The following is a 16404-nucleotide window of genomic DNA, read 5'->3' as shown; positions in this document are numbered from 1 at the left end:
AGAGGAGGGAACTAATGGTTTTCTTCTTTAAAGTTTAACGATTAACTTGCCTTTATTTTGACCGTTGAACAGTAGATTGATTCCGCTTGTTGCACTTTCTAACCCTTCTAGGACATGGCTACGGTATTTTAGCTCGGCTTTTGCTAGCATTTGTCCTAATGCCTGACTGTATTCAGGAATACGGTGGAAGTGATCTGGCATGGTGAAGCCTTGGATGGTCAGGCGGCGCTTGATAATCCCCATCCAATTCGGGCCAGGGGCTGGATGATTGCTTTGATAATCGGCAATCATGCCACATACGGCAATACGACCATGGGCATTCATATGGTTGAAGATCGGCTCTTGCGCCACCCCACCCGTATTTTCAAAGAATAGATCAATTCCTTTAGGGGCCGCTGTCTCTAGCTTTTCGGAAAAATCATCATCGTGATAGTTCAAGCTATGATCAAAGCCTAACTCATTCACAATCCACTGACATTTTTCTTCGCTACCAGCCACACCTATCACAGTGAGACCTTTATTTTTGGCCATTTGTCCTACCAACGAACCGACAGACCCCGCCGCAGCGGTCACGATGAGGGTTTGACCTGATGTTGGTTTGAGCACTTCGAACAGCCCGTGGTAGGCGGTAATCCCCGGCAGGGCAATCACGCTTAATACTGCCTCAGCAGGTAACTCTTTGGGAATAATGTTTAATCCTTGGCCGTCGCTAAGGGCGTATTCAGTTAATCCCATTAAGCCCATCACACGAGAGCCTACAGGAAGTTTTTCGTTGTTGGATTCGACCACTTCACCAATGCCGCTGGCGCGCATCACATCCCCTAGTTTAACAGGGGGGATATAGCTTTTTTCATCGGCACTCATCCAGCCTCGCATGGCTGGATCGAGAGACAGGTGAGTTAATTTAACCACCACTTCGCCGTTACCTGCTTTTGGTATCTCTTGGGTGGTTAATTCAAACACATCATCGCTAATGGTGGTTTCTGGACGTTTGATTAATTTGATTGAGCGATAGGTCATACTGAGTTCCTTGTAAATTGGGACGATGGAGCAAATGGACTTGATGTTAGTCAATTGATTTCATCGTTCATTTAAGTTGTGGAGGGACTTCTGCACGACGACTGCGCTTTCCAATACTTTGTTAAAAACAGACTCAAAATGCTTATTTATCGCGATAAACTCTGCTTTCTCGTCTGTTTTTGCCGCGTCTTGGCGTCGCTCGTGACATCGTGAAAAGGTCTCATGGAATATATGGTAAGGCCTTTTATGTGAATAAAAAGCCTTGATGAGTGAATGAATTAAGGAGACAGCCTTAGGCGTTTTTTACTGAGTGTTTAAGTTTTTCGATGGTATTTGGTGTCAGACTGAGCTCGGCAATCATTTGTCCGAAATCATCGGGGTCTCGCTTAATGGTAAAGCCAAGGCGCTTACAAAATGTCAACATACGTTTGTTTTCAGCTAGCACAATGCCTTTCATAAGATGAATGTCTTTGTCAGCGGCGACTAAGATAAGTTGTTTCATTAAGTAAGAGGCGAGGCCTAGCCCTTGATAATCGTCGCCGAGAACAACGGCAAACTCACAACTGTGATCGTCAAAATTATCAATATAGCGGGACGTGCCGATCAATGTGTCTTGACCATTGATGGTATGCACCGCCATAAAGGCCATTTCTCTGTCATAATCAATGTGTGACATGCTCGCAAGCATTCTGGGAGTGAGCTCTTCAATATTTGAGATAAAACGCAGATAGCGGGTTTGTTTCGACATGCTCTTCACAAATTGAGCAATCATTGGCGCATCTTCGGGACGCACGGGTCGTACGGTGACATTGAAATTATTTCGCAAAGTCAACTGTTGTACCCATTGGCGAGGGTAGGGTTGGATCGCCAGGTGTTCATAGCGACGTAGATGATGACAAGAGGTGAGTGTCGCAAAAGCTTCCCCATTGAGTTGGCCGTGTTTATTGATGTATAGCTTGCTGAGTTGCAGTGTCTGACATTCTGGTAATTCGCAGGCTAAACTGGAAACATTTAATAAGAAGCGTTCAATGTGTGGATGTATTTGTTTCTTGTTGTCTGAGGTGAAAGAGTGTTGCGATGGTAATGGGAGTAGTTGCGTTAATAAGTCTCGTACCAATAGTGTATTGAGAGGTGGTAAGCCAACCACTTCACTTTTTTGCGGGGCGCCTTGTTCAGATCCGCCAAGGGCCACGCCTATGGCCGTGCCAAAAATAGGATCTTGGAAAATACGCACATGCAAAGCGGCATGAATGACGCTGTCAGTACGCGAAAAAGAGACCATTTCTAGATGGAAGAGAGACAGAATTGCTTTTAACTCATCCCCTTCCAGTCGTGTTTTGTTGGCGGCCACATGATCTTGTAGCCGTTGTCTGGCTTGTTCGACATTGAATGTCTCATCCGCAGCATTACTGTCTGGGGATTGTTTGGCAAGGCGTTGATTACGCTGGAATTGTTCTAGAAATTGGAAGCCCTCGAGTGCCGTTTCGGGAGTCCGAAAAGTGGGGATGCCCGCTTCGTTGATACGGGTGCGCATGGTGACCATTTCGCCGCCCCCCAGTAAGCATACCATCACTAATTTTTTCTGTTGTCGATGTAGCTCAATCACTTGCTCGTAGAACGAAGAGAGATCGATTAGGGCGGTGGGGCTGAGCATGAGCAACACCGCGCAACATTGTTCATCCTCCAGTGCAGTACGTGCCATATCGACAAAAACATCGCTGGCGCAACTGGCCCAAACCGTACTGACGGGGCCGACATGACCACGACCAGAAACAATGTTTTCGAGTTTGTGTCGTAGGTTTTCTTGGGGGGCTAACAGGGCAACATTCAGCTCCGATGCCCGTTGTGATGCCAGTTCACCTGGTCCTGCGCCATTACCAATAATCATCAACGAGCCTTCTTTGATGCGTCGAGCATTGGTCATGACAGAGGCGGCACCGATTAGGTCATTCAGCCGACGACCACGAACCGCGCCGGTACGATTAAGCGCCGCATCTAAAACTCGAGGATCGGCACCAAGGTTATGTTCGGTAACAACGGCGACGGGTTTACTGCGACTGGCTGCTCGTAAACTGCTAAGAAAGCGAGTAGGTTTCCCGACGCTTTGTAGATACATCAAGATGGCCTGGCTTTCAAAGTCGTTGGACAGGTAATCGAGGATTTGTGATGGCATGACGTCAACAGGAGCCCCCATGGAGACCACTTGAGAAAAGCCGATGCCTTGCCAGGTCGACCAATCCACCAAGGCGCTTGCGACCGTACCAGATTGGGACATCAGGGCTAACCGACCGGGAATAGGTTGAGTTAAGCCAAGCCAAGCAAATAAGCCTTGTTTAGGGCGACAGATACCAAAGCTGTTAGGACCTAATAGTCGTACCTTATGCTGACGCAGACAATCTCGTAACACGGCTTCGCTCGTCCCTGTCCAAGACAGCATTAATAGGGTGTGAATGCCCATTTTGGCGCAAGCGGCAACGATATTTTCGATAGACTCGTTTGTGGTGCCGGCATGAATGGCAAGATCATAGGGTTTATTCAGCTCATTCAATGTGTGCTTTTGTTCAAACATCTTCCCTTCAGAGGCGTCGGGAGCGACGCCAACCAAGCAAGTGTCTGGGTGTTTGTTCGCAGAGGCTAGGGCTTTTAGTAGGGCCAATAAAATCGGATCGCATGGATCTTCCCCAGTCAACACGACCACAGAGCGAGGGGCAAGAAGCGATTGTAGGGCGTGTTGTGGCAAGAGAACCTCCAAATGAGCTTTATTTAGCAACCGTAAAGCCTGCAGGCGTAGGCGGTATTACTGTAACGGTATTATTATAAACTTTATGACACAATAGACCTTTGTAGCATAGTCTATTGGCTATAAATTATGCTTTGATCTATGTAGCGTTTTGATCTTACACATTAGTGCCGCCATTTAAAAAATAATAAAAGGTGAATGTTGCCGACGATGATGTGACTATCGTTGTACAGTGTTCTCTAAAACATGGAAGAGATATGACCACCGCTTACCTAACTCACTATCATTGTGATAAACACCATATGGGTGACGAGCACCCAGAATCGCCGATGCGTTTAGCCGCGATTCAAGACCGTCTCATTGCCGGACAATTGTTGGATTTTTTGCGTTTGGTTGAGGCAAAGCCTGCTACGCTCGAACAGATCATCGCCGCCCATGATATGGACTATGTGAATGCGATTTTTGCCAAAGCACCGAAAAAAGGTTCAGTGGAATTAGAGCCAGAAACCTTGATGATGCCCCATACTCTAGAAGCGGCAACACATGCTGCTGGGGCCTTGGTTCAGGCGGTGGACTTGGTGATGAGTGGCGAGATGAACAATGCGTTTTGCTCCGTTCGACCACCAGGGCATCATGCTGAACATGATCGCGCCATGGGTTTTTGCTTTTTCAATAATATTGCGGTTGGGGCAAAGCATGCCTTGGATAAACACGCCTTAAGTCGCGTTGCTATTGTCGACTTTGATGTTCACCATGGTAATGGTACAGAGCAGATTTTTTCAGGAGACAATCGAGTGCTCTATGCCTCGAGCTACCAGCATCCGTTTTATCCTTACAGCGACCCAGGGGATTCTCACGATAATATTCTTCATATGCCGTTAGAGGCGGGTTCGACAGGAGAGGTGTTCCGTCAAATGTATACCGAGCGACTTTTTCCAGCATTGGAAGCGTTTCAACCAGAACTCATTATGATCTCGGCAGGGTTTGATGCGCATAAAGCGGATCCGATGGGGCAGCTTCGCTTGGATGACAGTGATTATACTTGGGTGACGGATCAGCTTATGTCGGTAGCTGACCGCCATTGCCAAGGACGTATCGTTTCGGTGCTGGAGGGTGGCTATAACTTAGACGCACTGGGCCGTGCAGCTTATTGTCATATCCGTAGTTTAATGGGGATGTAGAGGTTGGTATCGACCGTGACGAATGGCTCCAAGATTAACTGAAGAACAGCATTTTAATGGAAACTGCCATCGTCATAATGACCATGGCGATTTTAATCAGCGTTTTGCCGTTATTGATGACGAGTTTTGCACCTATCATGCCGCCAATCACCTGACCAAGAAACATGGCAATACCTATTTCCCAAATGATCGAGCCAGACATGATGAAGTAAATCAACGCGGCTAAGTTACTGCAAAAGTTTAAAAGTTTGGCATAGGCAGTCGCTTTGACCAAGTTGTAACCAAGCAGTAGGGTAAAAGAAATAGCGAAAAAAGCACCCGTACCTGGGCCAAAGAAGCCATCGTAAAAGCCAATGACGGAGGCCACAAACACACTATAAACGAGTCCTGTAATAAGCTGCTTTCTATCCAAAGCGCCAAGGTTAGGCGAGAACAAAAAGTACAAGGAAAAGCCGATCAATAAAAAGGGAATAAAAACCGCTAGAAAGCTGCTGTCTATTTTTGTGAGCAATATACTACCCAAAAAAGAACCGATAAAGCTGGTGGCGATCATCAGCTTAGCGCTTTTCAAATTGATGTGTCCCATGCGAATAAAATGAAGGGTAGATGCCATAGAGCCCCCCACGCCGCCCACTTTATTAGAGGCAATTGCTTGAGCAGGGGGAACCCCACAAAGCAATAAGGTTGGAATGGTAATTAGCCCACCCCCGCCAGCAATAGCATCAATGCAACCTGCTATCATGGCTACGAAAAAAAACAGTGTAAGTAGTTCGATGGAAAAGGTCATTCCTTGTCCTTATAGGATGTTTAAAAAAAAGTTTACACCGCATTTCCCCTAGGGTTTCAAGCTGATTTGTAGAGCAAAGCGGTGTTTTTGAATCCATTATTGTTTAGCTTAAGACACTAAGGATATGATTCATTGCTTGGTATCTTGGGGCGCAGAGGGCGTGGAAGCGACTGTCTTGGATTGGGCTTCTTCCTGAGTCACTTGGTTTATCCACATTCCAATGGTGTCCAAAGCGCGTGGTGCATAAGCATCACGCCCCATTAAAATAAACAACCCTTTACGCCAGAGAGGCCATTCTGAGGGCAGTTGATAATTAAACCATTGCGATTTTAATAAACCATGGGTGGCATGTTTGATAATCGCGGTGACTTGTTCTTGGTCAGGATGAAGCTTTTGATTGTAGATCGCTTGATTATAAAGTGGATCGACATTTTTATCGTCAGCTCCCCAAAGCGCCAAGACAGGCCCCTGCATTGAGCCAAGGTATGGAGTGGCATCGCTATCGTAATTGCGGGCGACAAAATCAAAACGATCTGGGTTCATTTTAGGTCGCAGGCCTGGGTTAGGAGCGTCTGGGTTTGCAAAGGTTGCATCGTTTTCTTTTAGGTTCTCGGCCACTCGTTGCGAGACTTGCGTGGGGCTTAGGCCTTGATCCTCTAACTGACGCTTAGTGAAATAGGCGCCTTGGTGACGCCAACTGACCGCACCGCCTACGATCACAGTAAAAGCAGGCTTCATTTCGTTATCAGTAATCGGTAAGACCCAGCCCGCCTGCGAAAATCCCAAAAAGCCAATTGGACTGTTTTTTAGGGCGGGCAGAGAATGTATCTTGTTGTATGCTGCTCTCACCTCGTCGCTTCGGTCAGACATGGATTGTTGCAGCCAAGCACCAGTACTTTGGCCTACTCCAGGTTTGTCCCAGCTAAACACACCAATACCATCCTTTAATAAACTGTTCACTAAAGGCAAATAGTTGGAGTTCTCAAAACGTGTCTGTGCACCATCGCCATGAACGATCAGGGCAATAGGGGGAGATGTGACATTTTTGGGCAGAACTAAAGAGCCTTGCAAGGTATTATTACCGGAAGTAAATGAGACATTGGTGACCTTTGCATTGCTTAGATCAAAATCTTTGAAGCCAGAAAACAACAAGATTGCCCCAGCGATGATTGTAATCAAGACGATCAGAACAACAAAAACTTTTGTTTTACGTTTCACCATTATGAGCTTCCAATCCAAAAGAAAAGACCAGTGCTCACTATAGATAATATTGTCAATAGATCAAAGAGATGGATGTAAATTCTATACAGATTATTTATGGACGGCGTTTTATTTCATTTATTAGTTCACATAATCGACTCAATTGCTGAAAGGCGGTATTGTCTGCTTCCTTTTTGCCCAGCGACCAACCACAGTTAATACGAAAGCAATCGTGGTAGGCATCGTGAGTGCTAAAACAGGCGCCACTACGAATATCTATATGCAATGTCTGGGCTTCTTGTTCCAGTTTTTGAGTATTTACATTAGGAATTTTGACCCATAAAACGAGGCCACCATCGGGTAGGCTAACCAATGAGTCGTCAGGCAAGTGCTCAATCAAATATTGTCGATAAGCATGAACTTGATGATGCAATGTGAGACGAATTTTATTCACATGCGAACGGTATTCACCGGTTGACATAAATTCTGCAAGACAGGCTTGCATTAAGCCATTTACCCCAAAGCAAGTATGTGACGAGTGTTGTAGATATCGAGTGAGGTAGCGCCCAGGTAAGCTCCAGCCAAGTCTTAATCCTGCTGCTAATGTTTTCGAGACCGAGCCACACCAAACCACATAACCTTCTTTGTCCCAATACTTAGCGGGTAGCGGAAGGTGTTTTTGATGAGATAGTTCAAAATACACATCGTCTTCTATCATGGGAATTTGGTACTTAGTCGCGAGTGTCACTAAAGCTTGTTTTTGTTCGACAGGCAAGCTCTGACCTGTTGGGTTGATATGGGTGGTGCTAAATAGCGAGGCTTGAACCTCCCCCTGTTTCATTACTTTCTCGAGCAATGCTAAATCCATCCCCTGGCTAGTATAGGGAATTTCAATAATGTTTCTGGATAACGCCGCTAATAAATCAAGCAAACCACTAAAACATGGAGAGCTGATAGCAATGGTATCCCCAGCTTTGGTGAGGCTTTCAATAGCAATGCGAATGCTATCAATACACCCGTGAGTGATCACACAGTCATTTGGTGAAAAAGGGAAGTGATCTTGAAGGAAATGCTGAGCAAGGGCATGTCGTAATCGGCTATCTCCTTGTGTTTCAGGGTATTGAAAGAGGCGGCTTTCTGAGCGTCTGGTGACTCGTTTGATACAGCGTTGTAATTCGGCGAGAGGTTGTAACTCAGATGAAACCCGACAAGTGCCAAGGGGATTAAAAAAAGCAACCGTTGGGCTGTAGCCTTTGTCTGGCGCGAATTGCTTTGGGTCACGGCGTTGTTTGTCAATCAGATTAGGGGCAGGAAAAGCGACATCCTGCCATTGACTGGCGACAAAATATCCCGATTGAGGTTGAGAAAAAATGTAGCCTGCTTGTTGCAAATACTCATAGGTTTTTGTTGCTGTGGTCATACTGATTTGGTGCTGTTTGGCCAAGACACGAAGGGCAGGCAAACGGCTCCCTATGGGAAGCTTTTGCGAGCGAATGTCGGCAATAAATTGTTGAGCCAGTGTTTCGTAGAGTGTCATGGTCGAGAATACCGATTAGCAAGCTGTCTTAAGATTGTACTCTTATTTTTGTTAAAAATTGAATCTGTTCTCTTCTCCTTCTTTCTCCAATACTGATTCCCATTATTTGGTTAACTGGAGAGAAGAATGAAATTAAAAGATGTCTTTTTATTGGTCGCTTTGATGGCACTGTGGGGATTCAATTTCAGTGTGATTAAGCTGGGTACCAACGAGATTGATCCATTGGTACTCACAGCACTGCGCTTCACTTTTGCGGTTTTCCCCGTGATTTTCTTTATCAAGCGGCCTGAGGTGAAATGGCGCTATTTGTTTGGCTATGGGTTGAGCTTTGGTGTTGGTGTTTGGGGCATGACCACTCTCTCCATTTATGCAGGTTTGTCGGCAGGAATGGCATCACTGTTGTTGGATATGAGTGTGGTGAGCAGTTTGCTGGTGGGCTGGTTGTGTTTGAATGAAACGATTACACGCCATAAGCTATGTGGAGCAGGCTTAGCACTGTTTGGTTTACTCTTGATTATGCTTTCTAAAGGGGAATCAGTGACGGTGCAAGGCGTTATTCTTGTTCTCGTGGCATCCGTCTTTTGGAGTGTCAATGGCTTGATTGTGAAACGTGCCAATACTCAATCGGTTTTTGCTTTTAATGTTTGGGCCATGATGTTTGCGCCACTGCCTTTATTGGTATTAGCGATGTTGAGCCATGGTGTGCAAGCCGTCACGCTTTTACCTGAGCGGTTCAATGGATGGGCCCTGTTTTCTATTGTATTTCAAGCCTATCCAACGACCTTACTAGGGTATTGGTTTTGGAATAAAATGATGATGACCTATTCTATGTCGAGCGTGGCTCCGATGACCTTGCTTGTACCGGTATTTGGTATATTAGGTGGCTATTGGTTTTACGGTGAAGTGGTGTCCTTCAATGAAGTGATGGCGGCTGGCTTCATATTATTAGGTCTCTTTATCGGACAGATGAAAGCTAAACCCTCACTCAATGTCAACTTGGCTGATGGCGTTTAGGCTTTGGAGAAAATCGTTATGCAAGAAATACACTACGGACTGATTCTGTTGGCAGCTCTGGTGGCGATGGCAAGCCCAGGTCCTGCCACTCTTGCGATTGCTAATACCTCGATGAGCCATGGTCGAACCTCTGGCTTGCTGTTAGCGTGTGGTATTTTGACGGGCTCGCTCTTTTGGTCCTGTGCTGCGGCGCTTGGCATGGGGGCCGTCATGTATGCCAATGTTTGGCTATTCGATATGCTTCGCTATTTGGGTGGTGTCTATTTGTTGTATTTAGCCTACAAATCGTTTTTATCTATGGGGCAAAAAGAGATAAAACTTGAACCCAATAGAAGAGAGGGAGGGAAAGGGAACCGTCTCTATTTACGCGGCCTAATGATCCATTTGACTAACCCAAAAGCGATTTTACTTTTAGGTTCTATTTATGCTTTGGGTGTCCCGAAAAACAGTCATGTTTTGGCGCTTCTTCCCTTGATTTTACTATTAGGGTTACAAAGTGCCATAGTGGTTTTTGGTTACGCATTGCTGTTCTCTAACCCTAAAATTCGTGGTACTTATTTCAAATTAAAACGTCTGTTTGATGGTGTATTTACTGTCTTTTTTGGGATGGCGGGGCTGAAACTGTTATGGAGCCCATTAAGTGATTAGTTGTATCGGCGAGTATGGTGATGTGGAGGAGGTTATATCCGCGTTATTTCTTTGTTAGGTTTGCTATGATGTCTTTTATTTTTCTGAGTATTTGTTATGTATGATTCTGCCCTTTGGCAGCCCAGTGCTAACCTTGAAACACTAAGAAAGCGCGCCCGCTTATTGCAATGTATTCGTACCTTTTTTGAGGCACGAGAGGTGATGGAGGTGGACACTCAGAGTTTGTCCCTTGCCAGTATTACCGACCCTCATATTGAAGTGTTGACCTGTGAGGCTAGAACGCAAGGGCAAAATCTGATCTATTATTTACAAACGTCCCCTGAGTTTGCTATGAAGCGTTTGTTATGTGCGGGCTCTGGTTCGATTTACCAGCTTGGTAAAGTGTTTCGTGCTGAAGAAATAGGCCGTCGTCATAGCATTGAATTTACTATGTTGGAATGGTATCGGGTGGGCTTGAATCATTGGCAGCTGATGGATGAAATTCAAGCGTTATTAAAGACCATCATCAAGGTGGTTGGTTTACCAAAAGACCCCCCATTAACGAAAGACGAGGTGTTTGAGTGTGAGCGCCTGAGTTATCAAGCGGCTTTCTTGCGTCACACAGGGCTTGATCCATTGTCGTGTGAATTAAGTGCATTACAGGAGTATGCCCATCAACAGACCGAATACGGTTTGCAAGAAACGGATCGAGATACCTTGTTGGAGTTGGTGTTTGCGTCTGTGGTGGAACCTGCTATCGGGCAACATCTGCCATGTTTTATTCACAGTTATCCAGCAAGTCAGGCCGCATTGGCGACCACACATTTGAATGAACAAGGACAAGAAGTTGCTGCGCGCTTTGAACTCTATTGGCAAGGTATGGAGTTGGCGAATGGCTATCATGAATTGACGGACCCAAAGGAACAGGCAAAACGGTTTGCGGATGATAAACGAACACGCAAACACATGGGGTTAGCTGATCGGCAGTTTGATGAACGCTTGATTTCGGCATTGGAGGTTGGCATGCCAGAATGTTCAGGTGTTGCCTTAGGTGTAGACCGTTTGCTGATGCTACTAACGGGGCAACAGCACATTGAACAGGTTATTCCTTTTGCTCATCAACGTGCTTGAAAATAGGGGAAATGAGGGACTTAACGAGAGCATGGGCCTACTTGAGTGCTAAATGGCGAGATTTAATCGCTATTTGGCGGATAGATTACGCATCAATTCTGAATTGATATCGAATAAGAAAAATAGGATATCTGCTTGAAAGATCGTCACATAATGTTTCGTACTCGTCTAAAAAATGGTTTTTTTGGTGGTGGGCCAAAACGACTTATTTGGCTGTATTTATTGGCTTTATTGCTTGTCGTGTGGGTTGTCTTAAAAGGTGGTGATGCGCTTCGTCATCAGCAAATCAAAACACTGCGTTATGAGGTGGCTGATCAGTTAAATCAGCTGGTAAGCGTGTTAGAAAATGCGATTGTGAAGTATCAACACATGCCAACGTTGCTGGCATCTAATGATAGGGTCAAACAGGCTCTACTTCACGAAACCGACAAGGATATTGAGCAGCTTAATCGAGAGCTCAAGCAAATCAATCTTATCACAGAGGCCTCTGACAGCTACATTATTAATAGGCAGGGCTTGACCATTGCCGCTTCCAATTATCAAAAGAAAACCAGTTTTGTTGGCAAAAATTTTGCCTTTAGACCCTACTTTAAGGAAGCCATGTCTGGCAAGGCAGGCCGCTATTATGCGCTTGGAACCACATCGAATCGTCGTGGTTATTACTTTTCCTACCCTGTCTACAGTGGCGACAAGATTATTGGCGTGGCAGTCGTTAAAGTGGATCTCACACAGTTTGAGAAACGCTTCAATAATCAAAGTTATGAATTTTTGCTGATTGACCCAGATGGGATCGTCTTTAGTAGCTCCCATCCAGATTGGTTGTACCATTTGTTAGGGGAGTTATCTCATCAGGAACTACAACGCATCGCCGAGAGCCAGCGCTATAAAGACAAGGATATTGAAAAGCTTGCGATTGCTTACAGCAAACCCTTCGATAGCAAAGCCTCCATTATTGATGTGCTAGAAGAGGTGACATCACCAAATGGTAAGGTGCAGCTAGAGCGACATGCTTATTTACAGATGAGTCGTCCGATTCAGTTATTGAATTTCCGCGTCGCGATTTTTGCGCCGCTAAAAACCATTAATGAAGACATCGCTCTGTGGCGCGCTATTTTTGTCGGCGGGGTGATTATTACTGCCTTGCTACTTGGCTTAGCGACCCTGCGCTCTCGCATGTTACGGGAACGTTCTGACGCCAATGAAATGGCCCGTCATAATCAAGCTTATATTCGTGAAGTCATTCAGAATACACAGGCAGGCTTAGTGACTTTAGATGACAGTTATCAAATAGAGTCCTTTAACCCGGCCATTGAGAGATTATTAGGGCAATCATTGGCCCCATTAGTAGGCCAGCCCCTGAGTGTTGTGTTTCAGCCTACTGACAATCACCAAGGAGATGAGCAAAACGTAGAATCCATGGGAGTTAAGGTGCTCACTCAAGAGGGGACGCTGTGTTATTTAGCACATGATAAGAGGATGTCGACACAGGATATCTCGGTGGAAAAGAGTATTCCTGTGGAAATGACTTTATGTGAAATGCAACTGCCTAACCGTCGTAGCTTTTTGGTCACTTTCCACGATATGACGGAACGTAAGCGTTATGAGCAAGAAATTACCCATGCGAGAAATGCCCTAGAAGCGCGGGTAAAAGAAAGAACATCCGAACTAGAAGAGGCAAACAGTCGGCTTCGTCGTGAAATCGAAGAACATGAAGGTACCCAACGGGAGCTGATTCAGACGGCAAAGTTGGCAGTGCTGGGGCAGTTAAGCGCGGGGCTGAATCATGAGTTAAATCAGCCATTAACCGCCATTCGAGCGTTTGCCGAAAACGGTTTGACTTTTTTAGAGCGTAATAAATACCCGCAAGCGAAAGCCAACTTAGAGCAAATCAGCCAGCTGGGTCGTCATATGGGAGATATTATCGCTCGCTTTAAAGTATTCGCGCGAAAAGGGGATGTACAGCAAGGGCCGATTCGCGTTCATGAAGCGATGCTCGCTGCCGTGCGCATTATGGCATCACGGTATAAAAGTGCAGATATTGCCATTGAGTTACCCGAAGACAGAGGCTTGATCGTCGTGGGGGATACGGTATTTTTAGAGCAAGTGTTGGTTAACTTACTCGCGAACGCCGCCGACGCTATTCAGGAAGCTGCCAAGGCTGATAAACAGGTTCGTGTGCTTATAAAAGAAAGCGCGGATAAGGTGTTGATTGCCATTCAGGATACTGGCAAAGGGCTTAGTGAAGAGGCGCAAAAGCATTTGTTCGAGCCCTTTTTTACTTCTAAGGCATCAGGGGTGGGGTTAGGGCTTGGTTTGTCCATTAGCCAGCGTATAGTTGAGGCCATGAACGGGCAAATCCAAGCAAAAAACCTAGACTCTGGAGGGGCTGAGTTTTGTGTTACGCTAACACGTTTTCAGCCAATATCTACTTAAACCAATATCCATTAGAGCCAAATGAAGTAGTGTCAAAACCAGCGTTAATCGATGAGAATAAAACCAAAGTAACCATCAAGGAAATGTAATGACAGAGCACAATCGAGTGATATTGATCGACGATGAAGAATCCGTCCGTATGGCGATTTCGCAAACATTAGAGTTGGAAGACTTTGAGGTTAGTGCGTTTGCCAGTGCGCAAGGGGTGATTGATCAGTTGTCAATTGATTGGCCGGGTATTATTGTCAGCGATATTAACTTACCGGGAATGAGTGGTTTAGAACTGTTTGAAGCCGTCAAAAAGATTGATAAAGAGATTCCCTTTATTCTGATAACGGGCCATGGTGATATTAGTATGGCCGTTAATGCAATACGTGATGGCGCTTATGATTTTATCGCAAAACCCTTCTCCAATACGGACTTTTTAGAAGTGGTACGTCGTGCCACCGAAAAGCGCCGTTTAACCGTTGAAAACCGCCAATTACGTTTAGAACTGGTCGCGCAAAATGCACCAGGCCCGCGCATTGTCGGCAATACTCCAGGCATTCATCGTTTACGTCAGGTCTTACTTCAAGTCGCCGATACGGGGGCCGATATTTTGATTCAGGGTGAAACAGGGACAGGGAAAGAGCTGGTGGCGCGTTTTATTCACGAGCACAGTTTGCGTCGCGGTAAAGCCTTTGTGGCGATTAATTGCGGGGCGGTGCCAGATTCTATTATGGAGTCTGAATTATTTGGCCATGAAAAAGGTGCGTTTACCGATGCGAAAACTCAACGTATAGGTAAACTGGAGCATGCCAATGGCGGCACTTTATTTTTAGACGAAATTGAAAGTATGCCCATGTCTATGCAGATTCGTCTATTGCGAGTCTTGGAAGAGCGTCGCTTGGAGCGTTTGGGATCCAACACAGGGATTGATTTAGACTTACGTATTTTAGCGGCCACCAAAGTGGACTTAAAACACTTAAGTGAAAGTGGTACCTTCCGAGAAGATTTATACTACCGACTTAATGTTGTCCGTGTGGATATTCCTCCACTGCGTGATCGAAAGGATGATATTCCTTTGCTTTGGCAGCATTTTTCATTAGTGGCCACTGCTCAATATAAGCGAGAGTCTGAGCCGCTATCCGCAGCACGAATGCATAGCCTGTTAAGTTATGATTGGCCTGGCAACGTACGGGAGCTTCGTAATCTTGCAGAGCGCTATGTCTTGATGGGAGAAGCGGGGTCTTTTGAGTTTGACCAGATCATTATCAATGAAAACAATCCTGGGGTGATGACGTTACCCGAGCAAATGGAGCGTTTTGAAAAAACGCTCCTAGAACAAGAACTACTGCGTCAGAAAGGGTCTATCAAGGACACCATGGATGCCCTTGGCCTGCCGCGAAAAACACTTTACGACAAAATGCGCAAATACGGCCTAGATAAAGACATTTATAAGTAGTAGGCCGATACGTTAAGAAGAAGCTGCAGCGGCTTCTGCCTGTTCAGAGGGGATATGTCTTAGGTAGCCAGCAATGATTATCGCGACTAAAAGCAGTGCTGCGACAAAGATAACAAGGCCTTTCCAACCTAAATCTGAGTAAATATAGCCATTGATATAGCCAACAACGGAGCCACCAATATAATAGAAAAATAGATAAATTGAGGTTGCTTGGCCTCTATCTTTTTCTGCATATTTGTTTACCCATCTTAAACTAATAGAATGGCATCCAAAGAAACAGCAGGTAAAAATGATGACCCCTGCTAAAACGGTATATATGCTGTTTGATAGTGATAATACAATGCCAACAATCATTGCTATAAATAGGCCAATGTAAACGGGGCAGCTGCCTAACTTATTGGACAGTCTTCCTGCTTGTGGTGCACTTATAACACTTAAAGCAAAACAAATAGAGATAAGGCCAGCATGAGCACGAGATAAGTTAAATGGAGATTGAGTAACATGGAACGTTAAAAAACTATAAAGTGATGTAAAGACACCAAAAATAATGAATCCAATGAAGTATACAGGCAGGATTTTTTTATTCCTTAAATGAAACCCCATACCATTCACAATGTTTTTTAATTTTAAACTGTGTGTTGGATTAAAGTTTTTAGAAGAAGGAAGTAAGAACAGTACTAAGCATGAAATCGCAAATAGTAGTGATGAAAACCCTAAGAAAATATTATGAAGTTGAGTGTGTGCAATCATTTGGCTAGCAAACACCCTACCAGACATGCCTCCCATTGAATTACCGAAAACAAAATAGCCGGTGACAATACTGGCCACAGCAGAGGGGATTTCTTCACTAATATAAGCTGTTGCTGCAGCTGCGATACCACTTAACGTTAGACCAAGCAGCCCCATCATGGCAACAAGAAGATCCCAAGAGTGGATAAAAGAGCATAGACTAGTGATAACTGCGCCGGAAAAGAGTGCCGTGACAATGAGTCTTTTTCGTCCAAAACGATCTGATAAGCTCCCGGTGACTAATAGACCAACAGCCAGCATAGCCGTTTCAACCGATAGAATTTCACTAATATGATCGGTGGGAATGTGGTACAGCTTCGATAGTGTCGGCAGCAGAGGTTGAATAAAAAATAAAGAAGCTAGTTCTGATAAGCCTGATAAGGCTAATGCTATCGTTATTATAATATAGGACTTTTTGAAAGGCGTATTACTGGATGTATCAGACATATCTGTAACCTTTTATTGTTTTATTGTTAATAAAAAAGGTGAGGAGGCGGGGGA

At 45.1% G+C, this 16404-nt stretch carries 12 protein-coding genes; 6 read left to right on the top strand and 6 right to left on the bottom strand.

The window, feature by feature from the left end:
• Positions 1–27: 27 nt before the first annotated feature.
• Both AC0VYI_RS21030 and AC0VYI_RS21025 read right to left on the bottom strand, forming a co-directional pair.
• A complete protein-coding gene (locus tag AC0VYI_RS21030) occupies positions 28–1020 on the bottom strand; it encodes an NADP-dependent oxidoreductase (protein WP_475445349.1) in 993 nt (330 codons plus the stop codon).
• Between the two features lie 292 nt (positions 1021–1312).
• Positions 1313–3760, bottom strand: coding sequence for a bifunctional acetate--CoA ligase family protein/GNAT family N-acetyltransferase (locus tag AC0VYI_RS21025; protein WP_475445347.1), 2448 nt, complete (start codon positions 3758–3760; stop codon positions 1313–1315).
• A gap of 257 nt (positions 3761–4017) precedes the next feature.
• Here AC0VYI_RS21025 and AC0VYI_RS21020 point away from each other — a divergent pair, with 257 nt between their 5' ends.
• Positions 4018–4941 carry a histone deacetylase family protein gene (locus tag AC0VYI_RS21020; protein WP_475445346.1) on the top strand — a complete coding sequence of 308 codons (924 nt, stop codon included), beginning with the start codon at positions 4018–4020 and terminating at the stop codon, positions 4939–4941.
• 34 nt (positions 4942–4975) lie between these two features.
• Here the strand turns inward: AC0VYI_RS21020 and AC0VYI_RS21015 are convergent, their stop codons facing one another.
• From AC0VYI_RS21015 to AC0VYI_RS21005, 3 genes are all read right to left on the bottom strand, one after another.
• Positions 4976–5728, bottom strand: coding sequence for a TSUP family transporter (locus AC0VYI_RS21015; RefSeq protein ID WP_475429525.1), 753 nt, complete (start codon positions 5726–5728; stop codon positions 4976–4978).
• A 129-nt stretch (positions 5729–5857) separates the two neighbouring features.
• On the bottom strand, positions 5858–6949 hold the full coding sequence (locus AC0VYI_RS21010; RefSeq protein WP_475445345.1) for an alpha/beta hydrolase family protein: 1092 nt from the start codon (positions 6947–6949) through the stop codon (positions 5858–5860).
• A 94-nt stretch (positions 6950–7043) separates the two neighbouring features.
• Positions 7044–8465, bottom strand: coding sequence for an aminotransferase-like domain-containing protein (locus AC0VYI_RS21005; RefSeq protein ID WP_475445343.1), 1422 nt, complete (start codon positions 8463–8465; stop codon positions 7044–7046).
• Between the two features lie 126 nt (positions 8466–8591).
• On the opposite strand from AC0VYI_RS21005, the gene AC0VYI_RS21000 reads away from it, so the two are divergent.
• The 5 genes from AC0VYI_RS21000 to AC0VYI_RS20980 all read left to right on the top strand — a co-directional run bounded on the left by AC0VYI_RS21000 (position 8592) and on the right by AC0VYI_RS20980 (position 15114).
• A complete protein-coding gene (locus AC0VYI_RS21000; protein WP_475445342.1) occupies positions 8592–9479 on the top strand; it encodes an EamA family transporter in 888 nt (295 codons plus the stop codon).
• Positions 9480–9497: 18 nt separating this feature from the next.
• Positions 9498–10127, top strand: coding sequence for a LysE family translocator (locus AC0VYI_RS20995; RefSeq protein WP_475445340.1), 630 nt, complete (start codon positions 9498–9500; stop codon positions 10125–10127).
• Positions 10128–10223: 96 nt separating this feature from the next.
• Positions 10224–11237 (top strand): EF-P lysine aminoacylase EpmA, encoded by a 1014-nt coding sequence (gene epmA / locus AC0VYI_RS20990; RefSeq protein ID WP_475445339.1) that lies wholly within the window; start codon positions 10224–10226, stop codon positions 11235–11237.
• Between the two features lie 135 nt (positions 11238–11372).
• Entirely contained in the window at positions 11373–13670 is a 2298-nt protein-coding gene (locus AC0VYI_RS20985) for an ATP-binding protein (protein ID WP_475445337.1), read from the top strand.
• An 88-nt stretch (positions 13671–13758) separates the two neighbouring features.
• Positions 13759–15114 (top strand): sigma-54-dependent transcriptional regulator, encoded by a 1356-nt coding sequence (locus tag AC0VYI_RS20980; RefSeq protein ID WP_475445336.1) that lies wholly within the window; start codon positions 13759–13761, stop codon positions 15112–15114.
• Positions 15115–15126: 12 nt separating this feature from the next.
• Here the strand turns inward: AC0VYI_RS20980 and AC0VYI_RS20975 are convergent, their stop codons facing one another.
• Positions 15127–16350, bottom strand: a complete 1224-nt coding sequence (locus AC0VYI_RS20975; RefSeq protein WP_475445335.1) for an MFS transporter — start codon at positions 16348–16350, stop codon at positions 15127–15129.
• Positions 16351–16404 lie beyond the last annotated feature (54 nt).

It is taken from the genome of Marinomonas sp. 63XJN7_9_ISO-PGPR-S23-217 (assembly GCF_056173515.1).
Note: the sequence above shows the minus strand (reverse complement) of the source record. Positions and strands in the feature narration are given on the sequence as shown.